This is a genomic window from Streptomyces sp. NBC_01210 (genome assembly GCF_036010325.1).
Classification (GTDB): Bacteria; Actinomycetota; Actinomycetes; order Streptomycetales; family Streptomycetaceae; genus Streptomyces.
Genome location: NZ_CP108549.1, coordinates 453,540 through 471,281 on the forward strand (window position 1 = coordinate 453,540; position 17,742 = coordinate 471,281).

A 17,742-nucleotide genomic window follows, 5' to 3' on the forward strand; every position below is an offset into this window, starting at 1 on the left:
TCCCCGGTCCGGGGCCCGGGTCGAGCCGGCCATCCACCCCGAAGCTGTCGTCCTCACCGGTCCTACTGGCTTGCCCCCTCAGGCCCAGCCGACAGCATTCCCGCGCCAAGTCGCAGCGAAATATTGCAGAGTCTTATCTGCAGAGAATCCTATGCAGAGAAGACTCTGCAACATACGCTGTTGGCATGTCCGACCAACCCGAACGCACACCAAAGTCCGCCAAGCCCACCCGGCGCATCGACGCGCGCAGCCTGCGGGGGCTGGCCCATCCGCTACGGATGAACATCTTTGAACTGCTCAGTCTGGACGGCCCCGCCACCGCCACCGGGCTCGCCCAACGCCTCGGGGAGAACACCGGCACCATCAGCTGGCACCTGCGCCACCTCGCCGAGCACGGCTTCATCGAGGAAGAAACCGGACGGGGCACAAAGCGCGAGCGCTGGTGGAGAAGGGTCGGCATCACGAACGAGCTGAACACCGCCGATTTCCGCGACGATCCCGACACCCGGGGCGCGCTGTCGGTCTACCTGCACGAACTGGTGCGGCATTACTTCAGCCGGGTCATGAACTATCTCAGCGAGGACTGGGACGACAGGTGGCGGAGCGCCGGCACCATCTCGGACTGGCGTGACCTTCGGATGACACCGGATCAGCTGGAGGCGCTCAACGCGGAGCTGATGGCCGTCATCGCCCGCCATACCCCTGCCTCGGACGCCGAGCCTGCCCCGGACGCGCTGCCTGTCGTTGTGCAGCTCCAGTCCTTCCCCCGCAAGGAGCGTGGCACCGCATGAGCCAGGGCATAGGCGGTGGCCTCCTGCATCGCCACCGCGATTTCCGCCTGCTGTGGCGCGGCGAGACCGTCGGCAAGTTCGGCGCGTCCGTCACCGGGGTGGCGATGCCGCTGGTCGCCGTCTCCACCTTGCATGCCAGCATGTTCGAAGTCGGTCTACTGAGCGCCGCCGCCTGGGCCCCTTGGTTGATCATCGGTCTCCCGGTCGGTGTCTGGGTGGACCGGCTGCGGCGCAGACCGATCATGGTGGCCGCCGCCGCGGTCTCTCTTTTACTCTTCGCCGGCATCCCCGTCGCCGCCTGGTTCGGCTGGTTGAGTATCGGACTACTGCTGGCCGTCGCACTGCTGACGGGCACGGCAGCGGTGTTCTTCCAGACCGCCTACAGCGCCTACCTCCCCAGCATTCTGGAACCCGATGACCAGCCCGAGGGCAACGCCAAACTGCACGGCAGCGCGTCAGCCGCCCAGATCGCCGGGTCGGCTCCGGCGGCCTGATCGCACAGTTGGCGGGTGCCGTGAACGGGATGTTCGCCAATGCCGCGACATTCCTCGTCTCCCTCCTCTGCCTGGCAGGCATCCGGCATCGCGAGCCACGCGTCACCAGGACCGATCACCGCCCCAAATCATTGGTCAGTGAAGTCCGCGAAGGGCTGTGGCTGATCGCCGACGACCCCTGGTTCCGCACACTGACGCTCTTCGGGGCCGCCTCCAACCTGGCTCTGATGGGATACCAGTCGATCCAGGTGGTCTTCCTGGTCCGGAGCGTCGGCCTGACCCCCGGGCCGGTCGGCGTACTCATCGCGGCTACCAGCACCGGAGGCGTTGCCGGGGCCTTCGTCGCACGCCGGGTCGCCGGCCGGATCGGCACGGCCCGCGCCACGCTGCTGTTCGAACTGGGACTTCCCGTGCTCGCTCTGCTCATCCCGCTGACCGTCGGCGGAGCCGGGATCCTGCTCTTCGTGACAGGCGGCTTCTGCGTCTCCGCAGGCGTCGTGGCCGGCAACGTCATCAAGGCAAGCTTCCACCAACGCTACTGCCCGCCGGATCTCCTCGGTCGCCTCACCGCAAGCACAGCATTCCTCAGCTACGGGACGATCCCTCTCGGAGCACTGCTCGGCGGCGCGCTCGGAACCGCGCTCGGCATCCGCACCGCAATGGCGATCACGACAGCGGGGGTCCCGCTCGCCGCACTGATCCTGTTCTTCTCCCCGATCCGGCGGTCCCGAGACCTGCCGACGTCCCGTCAGCCAACGAGCAATTCCAAGCTTCCACTGGATCCCGATGGCGAGCCGGTCCTACCTCGTCGTTGACCACTACCGCGCCTGGCGACCGTCCCTCGGAGCAAAGCGCCAGGACCTCCCGTCGGATCTCACGGGAAATCTGCCGAGCGGAGTGAGAGACAAGCCGCCGGCGCGCCAACGGTTCAGACACACCCCAACCCATAACCCACACCCACTGCCATGATCCATGGGACATCCGCGCGAGTCTCGATCACGCCACCTCGGTATCGGCCCGCCAGGTCCGTTCGCTCCTATGAGGAATCGATGTCGCGGTAGGGCGGGGAAGGTCGACGCCGATGCGGGCGTGCAGTTGGACTCGGCGGCCGCACCGTCCGAAGGTCCACGCTCAGACACGTCAGCCGATCAGCTGATCCGACAGGAGGCCGCCCGCCCAAGGTGTTCAGCCAGCAGGGAGGCACAGCCGTTTGAAGGGCTCATCAGGTCTCCATTACGGTCGCGCACTGGGCACAGACGAGCTGGGCGTACTTCGGTGTGTACCACGATGAACTGGGATGCTCCGAGGGCTTCCAGGAGGCCGCCTCCATGGCGAACGTGTCCTGACCGCACAGTGTGCGTGGCCCTGGAGTGGCAGAAGACCCGGGAGCGGCGTTCGCCGCGTGCACGCGCAGGACGGGCCGCTCCTCTACCGGGGACCTTCTGGTGAATGATCGCGCTGCAGGCGGCTGATCGAGCTCGTACATCACGAAGATCTCGCTCATGTTCCGAGGGTAGGCCGATACGGCGGATCATGCATTGGTGACGTGGACCCGTGGGCCGGACCGCAGCACCTTGGCCGATGTGCTCTCTCCATGACCGTCCACCGGTGGATGCGCACGTGCGAGTGCAGATGGCCTGCCACCGTGTGACTCAACCGGTGCGCCGATAGTGGACGTAGCGAAGGACCGCGTGATTGTCCACGGGAAGTGACGCCGTTTCGTTGTCTCCGAGGCGGACAGGTCGATCGCCGTCCGTGAAGGGATGCAGCTGCCTACTCCCGTGTGAGGTCGGTTTGAGCATGAGTTCAGCTTGAGCCCAACTGCTCGCGGTCCGGACCACGGTGCGACGATGCGTTCGTGGTCACAGACGCGGAGTGGGCTTGGATTCGGGGAAGCTTGCGTTTCGGGCAGGCCACGGAACGTCGCAGGTAGGGATAGGCGCCGCCTGATGCTGAGGGTTCCTCGGGTCGCGAGCGAGCAGGAGGTCGTGCCCGATCTCGGCCAGTGGTCATGTCTCGCCTCGCGCGGACCGCTGTCGTCTGTCAAGTGCCGAAAGTAGGGGCATGACGCGATCCGAGGGCCGTACCCCCGCCGCCACCGTCGCGCTCGTGGCGGGCTGTCCCTGACGGCTTGCCGGAACGACGACAACGCCAGCGCGGCCAAGTCATGTGAACGGGCCATCGCTTGTGAAGCGGCGCAGGTGGTGAGCGAAAGTTTCGGCTTCGCCCGGCGGCCACGAGGACAGGCTCGCCACGATGTGGGCAGCCAGACGTGTTCGCAGTTCTGCCACTGCGAGTTCGCCCTGCTCGGTGAGGACGAGTAGGTGTGCGCGTCGGTCGGTGGGGTCCCTCTCGCGACGGATGAGGCCGGCGGCCTCCAGCCGGGAGGCGCGGCGGGTGACGCCGGAGCGGTCGACTCCGACGTCGGGGGCCAGGTCGGCCGCGCTGCGGGGTCCGGTCCGGGCAAGTGCGCTGAGTACCGGGTACGTCAGTTCGTCCACCGCCTCGCCCATGCCCGTGGTGAGTTTCTTGTGCAGCTGTGCCCGAGTGGTGCGCCGCAGCAAGATGCCCAGCGCGTCTGCGATCTCGTGTCCTACTTCGTTCTTCACACTCCAAGAATAGCGTGCGCTGCGCACGCATCGCCTGCTACAGTGAAGGTGAAGCGTGCGCGGCGCACGCATTTTTCGTTGTCGTCCTCGAAAGGGAAGTCCCGTGATCCGTACTGGTATAAAGGCCGCCCTCACCGATCTGATCTTCAGCAGCGACCTCACCGTGCAGGAGGCTGCCGACCGCCACTTCACCCCGGAGTACCGCCAGCGCACCGACGGGAAGTGGGACGACCGCGCCGGGTTCGTCGAGCACATCACCCACGTGCGCACCATCGTCGCCGGCGGCCACGTCGAGGTTCACGACGAGCTGTATGACGGCAGCAAGTATGCCGACCGGCACACCGTGCACATCACGAAGAAGGACGACTCAACAGTGAGCATGGAGGTTTACGTGTTCGCCGAGCTTGCACCCGACGGCCGATTCAGTCGCATCGAGGAGACCACCTTGATGCTCCAGGGCTCCGACGCCGATCGCAACATCGGCAGTGCCCGCTAGTACCCGGCACTCGATCACCGGCTTGAGGCATGTGGCCCGCGGGTGACAGAGACGCCTCGGGCGGCGAATCACCCGTTCCCAACCCCTCTCGATGCCCGGCATCGCCCCTGATCGGCATGGTGTTGCCGACCCGTGACTGCGTCGGATCCGCCCTGGCCGGCGAGTATGAACCGACAAGCATGCAGAAGTCCTGGTCAAGGCGGGCGGCTGAGCCGGCCGTGCGGCGGTGGACGTCTTCGAGGCGCCACGACGGTATCAGCGCGTCGATTGCGCAAGCAGTGGTTGCCAGCGGCATCGACAGCCTGGCGGTGCTGCACCGCAAGGCTCGGGTATGCCCGAACGTGGTCCACATCCGCACTTCGTGGTCGCGACCGGCGACGGCCAGGGCGTTGCCGAAGCACTGCCGTGTGAGCCACCCGGTGCCGTAACGGGAAGTCCGCTGTACGCCCGTCAGTCGCTTCGCACCGCCGGCGCCTGACGGGACGCCGGCCGTACAACCGATCAGGCACAGGCTCCGCACCGCGCGCACTCGGCCTGTGGCGGCCCAGCTGCCCGGCAGTGTCGTCCTCAGCCGCGAAGGCGACGACTACAGCACCTTCCTGCTCCTCCCAGTGCGCCCGGAACCCCACCAACCACTACCCCACCACCGCCCGTTCGCTGCCCGTATCGGGCACCACCTGCACCGACTGAGGCAGCCGTGAGCTCACGGTGGGCGTGACATGCGAACCGCGGGGCGGTACGGCCCGCACCGCACCGCGCCTCAGCGGGCCACCTTGAGCGGCACGGCACCGTGGACCGCGGGGCCGCACGATTCTCAAAGACGCTGAAAAACTCATCTACGCGGGTCGGAGACGAATGCTGCCGTATCACCGCAGGTCAGGGCCACCCAGTAGACAACTTCAAGAAGATCTCGTCATAGGCGGCTATCCTCTTCGCTGCGACCCTCTGTCGTCGGAACTTCGACCACATGCCGGAGTTGCACTGGGTGCTCGGATATCCCTTCGCCGTCTGTCTGATGGGAATCGTCTGCGTCAGTCTCTGCTTCGCCTTGGAGCGCCGCGACCGGCTATGAGCAGCCGGCACGGAAGCTCGCGCGTTACGGGGCGGGCCGCAGCTGCGAAACGGCATCACTGCCCGAGCTTGGTCGCCTGAGCCGTAGCCTCCTCATGGACCACGCGGTCGAACTCGTTGCCGCTCAGATATCTCCACTTGCCCAGGTAGATCGGGTCTATACCGACGTGCTGAAGCTGGGCGACGAGGTGGCGGAGTGTGCGCTCGGGAAACGCTGATGAGGGATATCCGCTACGGAAGATGCGGGTATCCGTCTTCCCGGGGGCCATGGTGTGGGTGCGTGAGATGTTGATGTCGATGCCCGCGAGGTCGGCCTCGACCCACGCCCAGTAGTTCTCCACGTCGGTGATGTGAACCCGCGCGTCGAGCGCTGCCGCGAGTTCTTCGAGTGACAGATGGCTCCGGAACCAGATGTCGGTGGACTCTTGGGCTTCCATGGATGTGTCGGCTCCTTCGGCCGGAGAACCGGCCCATATTCGGTAACGGCGGTTCTGCCGAGGTTAATTAGGGGTGGCCACCGCGGGATCACGGGTGCTTGTGGAGTCAACTTCAACACATGGACCACCATGTCGCACCGGAGTAAAGGCCGGTGGGCAGCTGCGGCCCGCTGCGCCATCTCTGTTGACCTGCTTGTAGCTCTGCTCGATCCAGTGCCGGATGCCACAGGTACCAGGTGGCCTTGCCGGGCAGAGTCGCCGGGTCGGTGGTGGCGACCACGAGCCGGGTGGTGCCGTCAGGCCCCACGAGCCCAGCGGTCTGTCGGCGGCGCACCACGTGGCGGTGTGGCCGTCACGCAAGGGGCCGGCTCAACTGGCCCGCCATCAGACGGCCGACCACGCAACCCTCGCCGACGCCCTGCTGGCCGACCTGCTCCCGCCCGACGGCGTCACCGAGGACACCGCCCCGGTCTTCGTGCGCCTATGACTCGGCCCGCCGCATCCGCCGCATCCGCCGCATCCGCATCGAGCCGGCGAATGGACCTGGCCTACCCGCGCGATCTCGTAGAGTCGACGTCTTCCGTGTTTCTGTTGGCGCAGTCCAACTCCGCTGCTCGGTCTTGCGGTTGCTTCACCCACGTATACGGGGACGCGGCCGACCGTGGCGAGCGTACGCGACGCTACCCGTCGGACCTGATGGACGCCGAGTGGGCGGTCGTCCGGCCGCTGCTTCCGGTCCCGGCATGGCTGGGGGGCCGGGGCCGCAGCCGGAGGGCTACTGCCGCCGCCAGACGCTCGACGTCATCTGCGACCACGTGGACAACGGCGTCAAGTGGCATGCCCTGCCTGCCGATTTCTCCACATGGGACCGGGTCTGCGCCTTCTTCCGCCGCTGGTTGCGCCATGGTCTACGGGCGGGTTTCCCGATCGGCTGTGCGGCCGGGTGCGACACGTTGAGGACCGATCAGCGGAGCCTGCAGCCGCCGTGATGACCGACTCGCAGTCCGTGCGCTCCGCGTCCGCAAACTGGGCCCGGACGGCGCTCCGACCGGGGGCACCTGGCAGATCGAGGTAAGGAGCGATACGATCACCGCGACGATGACTCATTCTGTTAACAGATCGGGGGTCCCGTCCGCGCAAGGTGAGTGCTGATGCTCACTCAGAACGCGAATGGGGATTCCCGCCTTTCCTTCTGGCTGCGCGTGCGAGAGTTCGCCGTGCCGCCGTCCATGATCGAGACTGCGACAGCCCGCCGTTGTGCCGGGGACTGGGCAGGGGCGTGCGCCGCCGCAGGCGTCGATGTCGATCTCAATCTGCGCTCCGTGGCGCGCACCCACGGCCAGGAACTCGCAGCCCAAGTCCGGGCCGATCTCCGCCATCTGGCGCCCGACCTGTTGCGCTGGCATATGCCGAGGATCGCTCCCAACGGCCTGCTGCGCCCAGGTCTGACCATCTCTCTGGCTCGGCACGACGCCGCGGGGCGTGACGGCGCAAGCCCGATGCACCTCGTGGCCCGGACTCCGCCGGCTTGGGCGGATGCCGGTCAGCGGATAAGTCTCGCGCTGTGGGACGGAACCGACTCCGAAGCCGGCGCCTCCCGTCATCCGCACCCCCGTCCCAACCAGCGGTTCCGCCTTGACCTGCACCGCCACCTGTGGGACGGGCGCAGGACCGATGAGCTGCGGATCCGGTCCGGGGCCGATCGGCGGCCCGCCGACGGCCGCCCTGTGCTGGACCCGGAGCTGCTGGACCCGGAGCTGCTGGGGACGGTGCCGCAGGGGCACCGCTGCGCCGTTGACCGGTGGGCGGCCGAGGCGGGGATTCTGCTCCACGCCGAAGGGCTGTCCACCGGTACCGTCACCGTGCGGGTCCGGGCCCGGCATCGGCTGGTCTTGGACCTGGTCGCGGACAGGGACGGCGTAGCGCCGCCCGCATTGCGGATCGCGGCGGCGTCCACAGATGGCAGGGCCTCCGCGCTGCCCGTCCTGCCCGACGCGGCAACCTGGGTGCTGCCCGACCTGGAACTGATCCGCACCGGTTCGATCGAGGCCGATCGGCTGCACCCGCTGGTCGCCTCGGCACTGGTACCGGATCACTCGCCGGCCGGTCCGCCCCGGACTCCGTACCGGGCAGGACAACCGCGCCTCGTGGAGTGCCGGGGAGCTCAGCACCGGATCGGCCTGGTCAACGGGGTACTGGCCCCGCTGGACCACGACCCGGCCGAGATCCGGCGGGAGGAACTGCTCGCCGCACTGACCGGTACTCCGCTCCCCTGCCTACAGGCAATCGACGAGGCGCACCGTCATCCGGACTGCCTCACCGGCGTCCGCGAACGCCTGGACCATGGCGACACAGCCGGTGCGCTGGCCGTCGTCGAGGGCCTGCTGGGCCCCGACGCACTGCTGCGCACCGGCGCTCTGCGGGACGAACTGGAGACAGCCGCGCTACGGCGGATCACATACGGGCTGTACAGGTCAGGTCTGATCGGACCCGGACCTGGCCGCATCCGCCCGGATCGTCACCGTCCCCGTGACCAACGCTCGCACCCGCGCAACGCGACCTCTCGCTGACCGGGGACCTCCGTCCGTCCCCCTGCACCCACTCGGCTCACGACGAACCCATAGGTGATCACACATGCCCACATGCTTCCCGTTCGCTGCTACCGGCTCCCTCTCCGACCCAGCCCACCACGCCTCCCAGCTCGACGTCGCCGGCGAATTGCTGACCCTGCTGCGCGACGCAACCACCGAACCGCGGCCCGACACACAACTGGAGGCCCTGACTCTGGCCGTGGCCGCCGACTTGCCCGTGCTCCTGTGGGGTGAGCCGGGGATCGGCAAGACCGCGGCCCTTACACAGCTTGCCGCGGCCCTGGACCTTCCGCTGACTACAGTGATCGCCAGTGTTCATGAGCCGTCCGACTTCTCGGGCCTGCCCATCGTCGGAGACGATCCCGCGGAACAGGGTGTCCCGATGGCCCCGCCCGACTGGGCAGTGCGCCTGGTACGGGCCGGCCGAGGGCTGCTGTTCCTGGACGAGTTGTCCACCGCACCACCGGCCGTTCAAGCCGCCCTGCTCCGGCTCGTACTGGAGCGGCGGATCGGCGCCCTGCAACTGCCGCCCGGGGTCAGGATCGTGGCTGCCGCCAATCCGCGATCCTCGGCGGCCGACGGCTGGGAGCTGAGCCCGCCGCTGGCCAACCGGTTCGTTCATCTTCAGTGGACCCACGATCACGAGGTCGTCGTACGCGGCCTCGGTGGGACGTGGCCCCGGGCAACACTGCCACGGCTCGCCCCGGAGAAGTTGCCGGACGCCGTGGACTTCGCGCGGCGCGCGGTGTGCGGGCTCCTCACCGCCCGCCCCAAACTCGTGCACCAACTGCCCAGCAATGAAACGCGCCGGGGCGGCCCCTGGCCGTCACCCCGAAGCTGGGAGATGGCCCTGTGCCTGATCGCCTTCGCGACCGCGGCCGACTCCTCCCGGGAAGTACTTTCCCTCCTGGTCAGGGGCACCGTGGGGGACGGTCCGGGACTGGAGCTGCTGGCCGGCCTGGACCGGATGGACCTCCCGGACCCCGAGGTGCTTCTCGCCGACCCGGCGAGTGCCGCCCTGCCCGAGCGGGGGGATCTGCGCCAAGCCGTGCTCGACGGTGTCGTGGACGCGGTCCGCAAGCGCCCGGAGAAGTCCCGCTGGGACGCGGCGTGGGCGCTCCTGGTCCGGGCGGTGGAGGCCGGAGCCCCGGACCTGGTGGTCGTCCCCGCGACCACACTCGCCACACTGCGCCGGGAGGACCGGGACGTTCCTGCATCGATCGAGCGGCTCGCCGGAGCTGTGTCCCTGTCCCGGCGAGCAGACCACGCGGCGGCCCGGGCCGCGGTCGCCGCGAAGGCCGGCCGATGATCCCGGACGCACCGGGGAGACTGGACCTCGACAAGCTCTTCGCCGCCCGACTGCACGCCGTACGGGTCCGGCCCTACTTGGCGACGGCCCTGTTCGCCCTGCACACCGTCGAGTCGCGGCTGGTACCGACGATGGCCGTCGACCGGCACTGGCGGTGCTACGTCTCACCGGCGTTCGTGGACCGCACGCCGGTGGAGGAACTGGCCGGGGTATGGGTGCACGAGGTGTCGCACCTGCTGCGCGACCACCACGGGCGCAGTGACCGGGTCGCGCGGGAGCGCGGGCTGACCGGCCCGGGGGAACGGCTGCGGATGAACATCGCCGCGGACTGCGAGATCAACGACGACGTGTTCGGCGACGGGCTGGTCCGGCCCGAAGGTGCTGTCGAACCGGTGTCCTTGGGGCTGCCCGAAGGGGAGCTCATGGAGGACTACCTGCGCCAGTTCCGGCTCGGGCCGCGTACGCAGAGCATGGCCTGGCTGGACTGCGGCAGCGGCGCCGACGGACTGGAACGGGAGTGGGAGCTGGGACCGGACGGCGCGCACGGCCTCAGCGAGCAGGAACGGGACGCGGTCCGGTTCCGGGTGGCGCAGGGCATCACCGCCCGTCCGGGGAACACTCCGAAGGGGTGGCAGCGGTGGGCGGAGGAGGCGTTCCATCCGCCGCAGCCGTGGCGGGCGTTGCTGGGCGCGGCGGTCCGCTCGGCAGCCTCCGGCCCCGGCGCAGGCGAGGACTACACCTACGGCCGGCCGTCGCGGCGCTCGGCCGGGGTGCCCGGCGCTGTTCTGCCGAGCCTGCGGCGCAGGCCGCCTCGGGTCTCCGTGGTCATAGACACATCCGGCTCGGTCAGTGACACCGAACTGGGCAGCGCGCTCCTCGAGGTTGCCGCGATCTCCCGTGCCGTGGGCGGCCGTCGCGACCTGATCACCGTGCTGTCGTGCGACGCAGCGGCCCGGGTCGTGCACCCGCTGTGCCGTGCCGAGGGGATACCGCTGGTGGGCGGCGGGGGTACGGATCTGCGCACGGGCTTCGCCAGGGCGCTCCGAGCCCAGCCCCGCCCCGATGTCATCGTGGTCCTGACCGACGGCCAGACGCCCTGGCCGGGCACACGACCACCGTGCCGGACGGTGGTGGGTCTGTTCCCTCGGCAGCATGCAGCCCGGTCGTGGGACGAGGACGATCCCGATTACGAGCCGGACTCGCCGCCCGCGTGGGCACGAGTAGTTGACATCGGGTCGGCTCCCACTGCTCAGTGAGCCCCTCAGGATGGCGCGGACACATCTCTTCCGATGCGTCACTGACAAGCCATTGCTCTCTCGATCATGGTGAGCGTGGGATCGAGTGTGGCCTCCCGGTCGGGTGATCTCCTGGCTGGCCGGGCATGAGAACAGAGGCCTCCTGCGCATCTCGTGGGTGTTCAAGTCCATCCGAGCAAAAGGCGGGAACGCACGCAGAGCGCGTGAGTGCCTCCTGCACAGCTCGACGAGCGCAGCGAGCCGCCCTGACCGGCTAGTGCTGTGACCGTGAAGGTTCGCGGGGTTGGTGTTCGTGGGTCCCATGCCGGGTTGGATGTGACGTCAGAGCGTTACGAAGCACAGCAGACCACGGCCCGGGTGCCCCGGGGCGTGCACCATGGGGGCGGTCGGGGGGAGATCGCCCGCGCGGCCGGCCCGGAGGGCGGCGCGGGCCGCACTCCGGGCCGCTGGAGTCGCTCTGCCAGACCGCCAGCGGTCAGGCCGTCGGCCCCTCCCCCCTGCGGACCAGCCGCCAGGCCTCGGTGAACAGCTCGGGGAGCGTGCCCGGGAGCAGCTCGAAGGCCCTCACCTCGCTCCCGTCGGCGCTCAGCTGCGCGCCGATCAGGGGCGCTTTCCAGGACTCCATCGGCGGCAGCGGCTTCTTGGCGTGCGCCCACGGGCCGGGCAGGAAGAGCGTGCGTCCCGCGCGGGCCCGGCGGTCCTCCACCACCAGGCCGCGCGCCACCAGCTCCGCCGCGGCCGCCTTGTGGCGGGCCGGTGTCCAGGCGTTCCAGCGCCGCACGTTGCGGTCCGACGGCACGGGGAGCAGCAGGAGCTGGAGGTGGAGGGCGGCGGCGTCCTCGGGCAGGTCGAGGGTGGCGGCGACGTCGGCGACCAGGTCGGGGGCGCAGGCGCGCGGGTCGGACTCGTAGCGGCCCGGAGGCAGGTCGTCGGCGGTGATGCGGGCTATGACGCGGTCGCAGGTGCCGTCCGCGAGCCAGTCCCAGCGCCGGCTCCCCCGATTGCCGCGGATCACGCCCGAGCGGAGGACCCGGGCCGGTGAGTCGCGGCCGGCCAGCACCTTGCGCAGGTGGTGGACGGCCTCCGGCGCCCCGGTGCGTAGGGGGTCCCCGGCGGGGAGGTCCGCGTACGCCCACGGCAGGCCGGCGAAGACGGCGTCCGCGACGGTCTCGGCGTCGTAGTCGCCCATGACGTCCCACGCGGTGCGCAGGTGGCGGTGCTCGGACGGGCAGGGCCAGACCCGCAGGTAGAAGCCCGGCGGCAGGGTGGCGTTCGCCGGGTCGAGGAACAGATGGCACAGGTGGGTCGCCGGCATCCGGGTATCCAGGGCGACCGCGGCCTGCCAGGTGCTCCATGGCGCGTGCGGACGGGCGCCGTGCTGCTCCGCCCAGGCCGCGGCGGTGCGCTCCGCGACGCGGGCGAGGCCGCCCGGCCCCCACAGGTCCACGGGGTCCGCGGGCATCACGTCGGCGAGCAGGGCGAGCCGCTCGTCGTCGTGCAGCATCGACAACTCGGCGCGCGCCGATTCGAGTTCGCCGGCCTTGAAGCCGAACGCGGCGCGCTCGTGCTCGTCGAGGAAGGGCGTGTAGTAGCCGCCTGCACCGGGGTTGCCCGCCAGGACGAGGGCCGCAGCGGGGCGGCTCAGGCCGGTCGCCTCGCTCAGGGCGAGGGCGGCGTCCATGTCCCAGGCGACCGGGCCGCGCTCCCGGACGAGCTCCACCAGGCGCAGCAGCTGCCTCGGGGTGCCCCAACCGCGGTGGCAGTCCACGACGTAGAGCGGTTCCTCGGGGCGCGGGGCGGCCTCGCCGCCAGGGAGCACGGCCTCGAAGTAGCGAGTCTCGCGCGCGGCCGGCAGGTGCAGGCCGAAGGAGGCGCCCTGGTGGTCGCGGACGGTGAACGAGGTCGTTCCGGCGAGCCGGCCCAGGCGGAAGCGGTAGGTCGGGTCGGCGAACGGCGTCCGCGCCCACATCTCCAGGAAGTCGAGCAGCACCTCGCGGCGCTCCGGCCTGGTCGCGGGGGCGGCCGCGCGCAGCGCGAGTGCGCCCGTGCGCCCTATGAGTTCCGTCCAGCTGCCCGCCGCGGGCGGACGGACCTCCCGTTCGCCCGGCTCGGGCGCCCAACTGCCTTCGATGTAGCGGCCGATGCGCCTGATGTCGGCGAAGGAGTCGTCGTTCCAGCAGCCCGAGGCCCCGACGAGCCCCTGCAGGGCGGCGGATGCGGCGAATCCGCTCCACGTGCGGGGGGTCCGGGGTGCGGCCGTGTCGATCTCGTTCATGCGTCCGATCATGACGGACGGCACCGACAACGGGTCGCGCCGGCCCACGGCCCGCTTCACCCCGCGGCCTCGTAGGCTGGTCCGAATCCCGCCACCACGCGGATACGCGGCATGGCACCCGCACGGACGGAGGACCCGGCGATGGCAGAACCGGTGAAGGGTTCCGCGAGTTACTTCCCCTCGATCGAGAAGAAGTACGGTCGGCCGATCGAGGAGTGGCAAGAGCTCATCCGCACCTCCCCGCTGCAGAAGCACTCGGACTGACCGACACACGTCAGCGGTTCATCAATGAACCGAGCGCAGGCCGTCGGCAAGCCCTTCAGGCGGCGTTTGAGGCGGGTGACCAGTTCGCGAACCCTGTCGGTGTGATCCAGGGCGGGTTCTTGGCCGCAATGCTCGATGACACCCTGGGGCCGGCGCTGGTCGCCACATTGCCGGAAAACCAGTTCGCGCCGACTCTCGATCTCCATGTTCAGTTCCTCCGTCCAGCCCGCCCCGGACGGCTTCTGGGGCGCGGACGGATCGTGCAGCGCGGCAAGGACGTGTGCTTTCTCGCCGGCGAGCTCATCGGCACCGACGGCAAGCCGGTGGCTGTGGCGACCGCGACCGCACGAATCCAGTCCATCCGTTAGTGGTGGCGGGCGATCAGGAAGGGACCGGACCGCCCGTCGAGCAGAGCGCTCACCGATGCGGGTGGTCGGATTCACCGCGGAAACGATCAGTTCAAGGGCGTGCCCGGGACGGCTTTCCTGGTTTGTAGAGCCAATCGTTGAACAGAGCGTCGAGGGCCAGCCCGGACTCTTTCCGGCACAGGTCGATAAAGTCCGCCGACTGGGCGCTTCCATGCCGGTGCTCCCGAGTCCACGTTCGCAGAATGGAGAAGAAGGTCTTGTCGCCTACTGCTTTGCGGAGTTGATGCAGGGTCATGGCTCCTCGGCCGTAGACCGGCGGGTCGGACACCTGTTCCGGAGCGGGCGGAGCTGCCGGGGGAAAGTCCCAGATGCCTTCGCTCTCCGGGTGAGTGCCGTTGTAGAAGGCGTCGAAGGTCTCCTGGGCTGTGTTGCCGTCCTGTTCTTCTTCCCACAGCCATTCTGCGTAGGTGGCGAAGCCTTCGTTGAGCCACATGTCCTTCCATGAGCGGGGCGTCACCGAGTTGCCGAACCACTGGTGAGCAATCTCGTGGATGACCAGCTTGTCGTCCGGGGCCTGGCGGAAGTAGGGCCTGGTCTGTGTTTCGAGGGCGTCGTAGTCCAGGTCGGGGAAGTGGTCGACGATGGCACCGGTGGATGCGAACGGGTAGAAGCCGAATCGCGTGGCGGCCCAGGCGGTCGCTTCGCTCACCAGCGAAGGTATGCGCTGTGCCTTGTCTTTTTCGTCTGGGTCTGTCGCCACGTACATGGGCAGGCCACCGCTCTCGGTCTCGCTGATCTCGAAGTCGCCGACCGCGACGGTTGCGGCATAGCTGGGCATGGGCTCGGGGTTGCTCCACGCATAGGTCGCCCATCCTCCTTTCGCTGTGTGGTGTTTCAGCGTGCCGTTGGAGATGGCCTTCAATGGCCGGGGGACAGTGATGGTGATGTCGTAGCCGGCCTTGTCGGAGGGGTGATGGTTGCCGGGGAACCAGGCCATGGATCCGGTGGGTTCTCCCAGCCCCACCGCACCGTCGTCGGTCTCCATCCAGCCTTCCGTCGCCCCTTTCGAGTCCTCAATGGTTTCCGGCACACCGTCGTAGACGATCACGGTGGTGAACTTCTGGCCTCGGCCGACTGTGACTGATGGCGTCACTACCAGCTCGTCACCGCGGCGCACGGTCTGTGCCGCATGCTTGTTGACCGTGGCCTTGCGCACGGAGAGGCCGTGCAGATCCAGGTTGAAGGAGCTCAGCGCCTGGGTGGCCCGCGCAGTGATCACTGCTGTGGCCTTCAGCATGTTCTCTTCGGGCTGATAGGTGAGAGTGAGGGAGTAGTGGGCAACGTCGTATCCACCGTTACCCAGCCGGGGAAAGAGCGTGTCGCCGACTCCGGCCGCGCCCGGTGAGGCAGTGGTGTGGGAGGTGCGCTTGCCTGTCGGCGTCGAGCCAGTACAGGCCGAGCAGGCCAGCAGAACGGCGGCGGCCGGCAGAGCCAACTGCCGCAGTGCGCGGGACACTCAGTCTCCTTGTCACCGGATGTGGGGTGGCTGTTCAAGGCGGGAAACAGTTCGACGCTATCGCACAAGGGAACGCAACGCCCGTGTGATCACAGGCGTCGCTCCTCAATGACCTTGACCTCACTCCAGAGAGCCGTGGGGGCAAAGTCGCAGAAGCTGCGTGCGGAATCAACCCGTCAACCGCCACCGGGCCGTGGCCACGAGTGGCTGCGACCACGCGGTCGCAACACCCCCGATACCCCTTTGCAGAGAGGCTGCGGAGCAGTTACGTTCTCCCGGACGTCCCTGCTGTTCCGGACCAGCGCCGTCGACAAGGAGGTGTGGAGCACATGCGCAGGAGTGCCCAGCGGTTGATTCCGCGTACTGAAATTTGCCACCTCCTCACGGCGGAGACACCTTGTCGCTTCACATCACCCCACTGACCGACCCCGATGGCAGCCTGCACAGCCGACGTCTTGTTTGGCTGGCGAGCGACGCCGATGCCATACCCGTCGGGACAGCTTTCCTACGCCTGTTCGCCGACGCCGGGCAGAAGCACCTGGCCGAACTGACCATCCATGTCCATCCGGCGGAGCGGCGCAAGTACGTCGGTTCCCGGCTTCTCGACGTCGCTGTGGCGGCCGCCCGGGACGACGCCCGACGCTGCGTCATCGCACAGACCGAGTCCGGATCGCCTGGGGACCGGTTTCTGTCGGCCCGAGGCTTCCGCAAGGTCCTCACGCTGAGGTTCACCCGCTTGTCACTGGCCGACGTGGACATCACCACGCTCGCCGAGATCATTGAGCGTCCGCGTCCCGGCTACCGGCTTGCGTCATGGCAGGGAACCGTTCCCGACGACATCGCCCAGATGTTCGCCGCCTCACGCCGCGCCATGGACGACATGCCGATGGACGACACCGACTACGGCATCGTGACCTGGGACGTGGACCGGGTCCGGGCCGTGGCGCAGGCCGTCGAAGAGCGCGGCGATCTGCTGCACACTGTCGTCGCCATCGACAAGTCCGATGGCTCGATCGCCGGGTTCACAGAACTGGTCGTGCCCGGCAACGGCAAGGGCGATGGCCAGCACTACGGCACTGGCGTGCTGCCCGAACACCGCGGGCACGGCCTCGGCCGATGGATGAAGGCTGAGTCGATCAGCCAGGCCCATGGGCGCTACCCGGACCTCGGCGGCCTGTTGACCGACATCGCCGACAACAACACATACAGTCATGCGTCAGCCAGCGGCTGCTGACCAGCTCGCAACAGGCTCTACTTCAGCGCATCGTCCATCAGTTGAGAACCCAGAGGTCGTGCAGGCCCTGGAGGCCGCGCGAAAAAAGAGCACAGGAGGAATTGTCAAATTCTGTGGATCCGCGGGTCTCTATTGCGGGTGGTCGGATGGGCGGCTGACCGAAGGGTCCAAAAATGGTTGGCTGGCTACCAGCCGCTCTGGTGAGAATGAGCGGATGATCGCCACCTCGCCCCAAGGACCTGTCGAGCCTCCACGTATCGTCACCGAGCTCGCGGCGGGGCAGCCGGTACGGGCCGTATGGAAGAACGTGCTCGGCGGGTTGACGTTCCAAGTCGGCTTGGGCGATACACGGCAGTTTGTGAAGTGGACGCCGACTGGCAGCGGCATCGACCTTGCAGCTGAGGTGGCACGCCTGCGGTGGGCGGCGAGGTTCACCATGGTGCCGCGGGTACTCGGCGAGGGCGCTGACGAAACAGGGTCCTGGATCATCACCCATGGCTTGCCCGGACGCATGGCGGTGGACGACCACTGGAAGCGCGACCCCGACACCGCAGTACGCGCGATCGGCTCCGGGCTGCGGGCGCTCCATGACGCGCTGCCCGTCGCGAACTGCCCGTTCGACTGGTCCGCCGAAAAGCGCCTGGAGAGGGCGCGGTCACGAGCGGCGGCAGGCCGGACCATTCCGACGGACTGGCCTCGAGACCTTCAGCACTTCGGCACTGTCGAGCGCGCGCTCGGCGTGCTCGCTGACATCCCGCCCATCGACCGGCTCGTCGTCTGTCATGGCGACGCCTGCGCTCCCAACACCCTGGTCGGGGACGACGGCACGTGGACCGGACACGTCGACCTCGGCACGCTCGGTGTCGCCGACCGCTGGGCCGACCTCGCTGTCGCCACATGGAGTACGCAGTGGAACTACGGTCCGGGATGGGAAGAGCCACTGCTCGAAGCCTACGGAGTCGAGCCGGACCTGGAACGGATCATGTACTACCGGCTGCTGTGGGAACTGTCGTGAGCATCGCAAGCCGCGA

Annotated in this window: 14 protein-coding genes and 4 pseudogenes; 13 read left to right on the forward strand and 5 right to left on the reverse strand. The window is 68.5% G+C overall.

The features are described 5' to 3' along the window. Positions 1 to 185: 185 nt before the first annotated feature. The gene (locus OG735_RS02065; RefSeq protein ID WP_327321393.1) at positions 186 to 791 is read left to right on the forward strand and encodes a helix-turn-helix domain-containing protein; all 606 of its coding nucleotides are present in this window, start codon (positions 186 to 188) and stop codon (positions 789 to 791) included. Beyond that, a pseudogene (locus tag OG735_RS02070) lies at positions 788 to 2,100 on the forward strand (MFS transporter). The gene OG735_RS02065 and the pseudogene OG735_RS02070 overlap by 4 nt, the downstream one beginning before the upstream one ends. A gap of 1,350 nt (positions 2,101 to 3,450) precedes the next feature. Here OG735_RS02070 and OG735_RS02075 read toward each other — a convergent pair. Continuing rightward, positions 3,451 to 3,894, reverse strand: a complete 444-nt coding sequence (locus OG735_RS02075; RefSeq protein ID WP_327321394.1) for a MarR family winged helix-turn-helix transcriptional regulator — start codon at positions 3,892 to 3,894, stop codon at positions 3,451 to 3,453. Between the two features lie 103 nt (positions 3,895 to 3,997). Between OG735_RS02075 and OG735_RS02080 the strand changes: the two genes are divergently transcribed. Both OG735_RS02080 and OG735_RS02085 read left to right on the forward strand, forming a co-directional pair. After that, positions 3,998 to 4,390 carry a nuclear transport factor 2 family protein gene (locus tag OG735_RS02080; protein ID WP_327321395.1) on the forward strand — a complete coding sequence of 131 codons (393 nt, stop codon included), beginning with the start codon at positions 3,998 to 4,000 and terminating at the stop codon, positions 4,388 to 4,390. Between the two features lie 892 nt (positions 4,391 to 5,282). Further along, positions 5,283 to 5,462, forward strand: a pseudogene (locus tag OG735_RS02085) (transporter); the annotation flags it as partial. Positions 5,463 to 5,517: 55 nt separating this feature from the next. On the opposite strand, the gene OG735_RS02090 reads toward OG735_RS02085, so the two are convergent. Next, positions 5,518 to 5,898, reverse strand: a complete 381-nt coding sequence (locus OG735_RS02090) for a hypothetical protein (RefSeq protein ID WP_327321396.1) — start codon at positions 5,896 to 5,898, stop codon at positions 5,518 to 5,520. A 186-nt stretch (positions 5,899 to 6,084) separates the two neighbouring features. Then, a pseudogene (locus OG735_RS41790) lies at positions 6,085 to 6,255 on the reverse strand (IS701 family transposase); the annotation flags it as partial. Here OG735_RS41790 and OG735_RS41795 point away from each other — a divergent pair. The 5 genes from OG735_RS41795 to OG735_RS02115 all read left to right on the forward strand — a co-directional run bounded on the left by OG735_RS41795 (position 6,242) and on the right by OG735_RS02115 (position 11,054). After that, on the forward strand, positions 6,242 to 6,385 hold the full coding sequence (locus tag OG735_RS41795; RefSeq protein WP_442812368.1) for a hypothetical protein: 144 nt from the start codon (positions 6,242 to 6,244) through the stop codon (positions 6,383 to 6,385). The pseudogene OG735_RS41790 and the gene OG735_RS41795 overlap by 14 nt on opposite strands. Positions 6,386 to 6,641: 256 nt before the next feature. Continuing rightward, a complete protein-coding gene (locus OG735_RS02100; RefSeq protein WP_327321397.1) occupies positions 6,642 to 6,887 on the forward strand; it encodes a transposase in 246 nt (81 codons plus the stop codon). Between the two features lie 162 nt (positions 6,888 to 7,049). Continuing rightward, positions 7,050 to 8,468 carry a hypothetical protein gene (locus tag OG735_RS02105; RefSeq protein ID WP_327321398.1) on the forward strand — a complete coding sequence of 473 codons (1,419 nt, stop codon included), beginning with the start codon at positions 7,050 to 7,052 and terminating at the stop codon, positions 8,466 to 8,468. 64 nt (positions 8,469 to 8,532) lie between these two features. Next, complete coding sequence (locus OG735_RS02110) at positions 8,533 to 9,798, forward strand: MoxR family ATPase (protein WP_327321399.1); 1,266 nt, start codon at positions 8,533 to 8,535, stop codon at positions 9,796 to 9,798. Then, positions 9,795 to 11,054 carry a vWA domain-containing protein gene (locus OG735_RS02115; RefSeq protein ID WP_327321400.1) on the forward strand — a complete coding sequence of 420 codons (1,260 nt, stop codon included), beginning with the start codon at positions 9,795 to 9,797 and terminating at the stop codon, positions 11,052 to 11,054. The genes OG735_RS02110 and OG735_RS02115 overlap by 4 nt, the downstream gene beginning before the upstream one ends. Before the next feature lie 475 nt (positions 11,055 to 11,529). On the opposite strand, the gene OG735_RS02120 is transcribed toward OG735_RS02115, so the two are convergent. Next, positions 11,530 to 13,329, reverse strand: a complete 1,800-nt coding sequence (locus OG735_RS02120) for a hypothetical protein (RefSeq protein ID WP_327321401.1) — start codon at positions 13,327 to 13,329, stop codon at positions 11,530 to 11,532. Between the two features lie 141 nt (positions 13,330 to 13,470). Between OG735_RS02120 and OG735_RS02125 the strand changes: the two are divergent. Continuing rightward, positions 13,471 to 13,590, forward strand: a pseudogene (locus tag OG735_RS02125) (DUF4287 domain-containing protein); the annotation flags it as partial. Continuing rightward, complete coding sequence (locus OG735_RS02130) at positions 13,545 to 13,961, forward strand: PaaI family thioesterase (protein WP_327321402.1); 417 nt, start codon at positions 13,545 to 13,547, stop codon at positions 13,959 to 13,961. The pseudogene OG735_RS02125 and the gene OG735_RS02130, both read left to right, overlap by 46 nt. 91 nt (positions 13,962 to 14,052) lie before the next feature. On the opposite strand, the gene OG735_RS02135 is transcribed toward OG735_RS02130, so the two are convergent. Next, positions 14,053 to 15,477: a M1 family metallopeptidase gene (locus OG735_RS02135; protein WP_327321403.1), complete on the reverse strand. Its 1,425-nt coding sequence runs from the start codon at positions 15,475 to 15,477 to the stop codon at positions 14,053 to 14,055. A 397-nt stretch (positions 15,478 to 15,874) separates the two neighbouring features. Between OG735_RS02135 and OG735_RS02140 the strand changes: the two genes are divergently transcribed. Together OG735_RS02140 and OG735_RS02145 are read left to right on the forward strand one after the other, a co-directional pair. Next, positions 15,875 to 16,711 carry a GNAT family N-acetyltransferase gene (locus OG735_RS02140; protein ID WP_327321404.1) on the forward strand — a complete coding sequence of 279 codons (837 nt, stop codon included), beginning with the start codon at positions 15,875 to 15,877 and terminating at the stop codon, positions 16,709 to 16,711. Positions 16,712 to 16,925: 214 nt separating this feature from the next. Then, positions 16,926 to 17,726, forward strand: coding sequence for an aminoglycoside 3'-phosphotransferase (locus OG735_RS02145; protein ID WP_327321405.1), 801 nt, complete (start codon positions 16,926 to 16,928; stop codon positions 17,724 to 17,726). Positions 17,727 to 17,742: the final 16 nt, after the last annotated feature.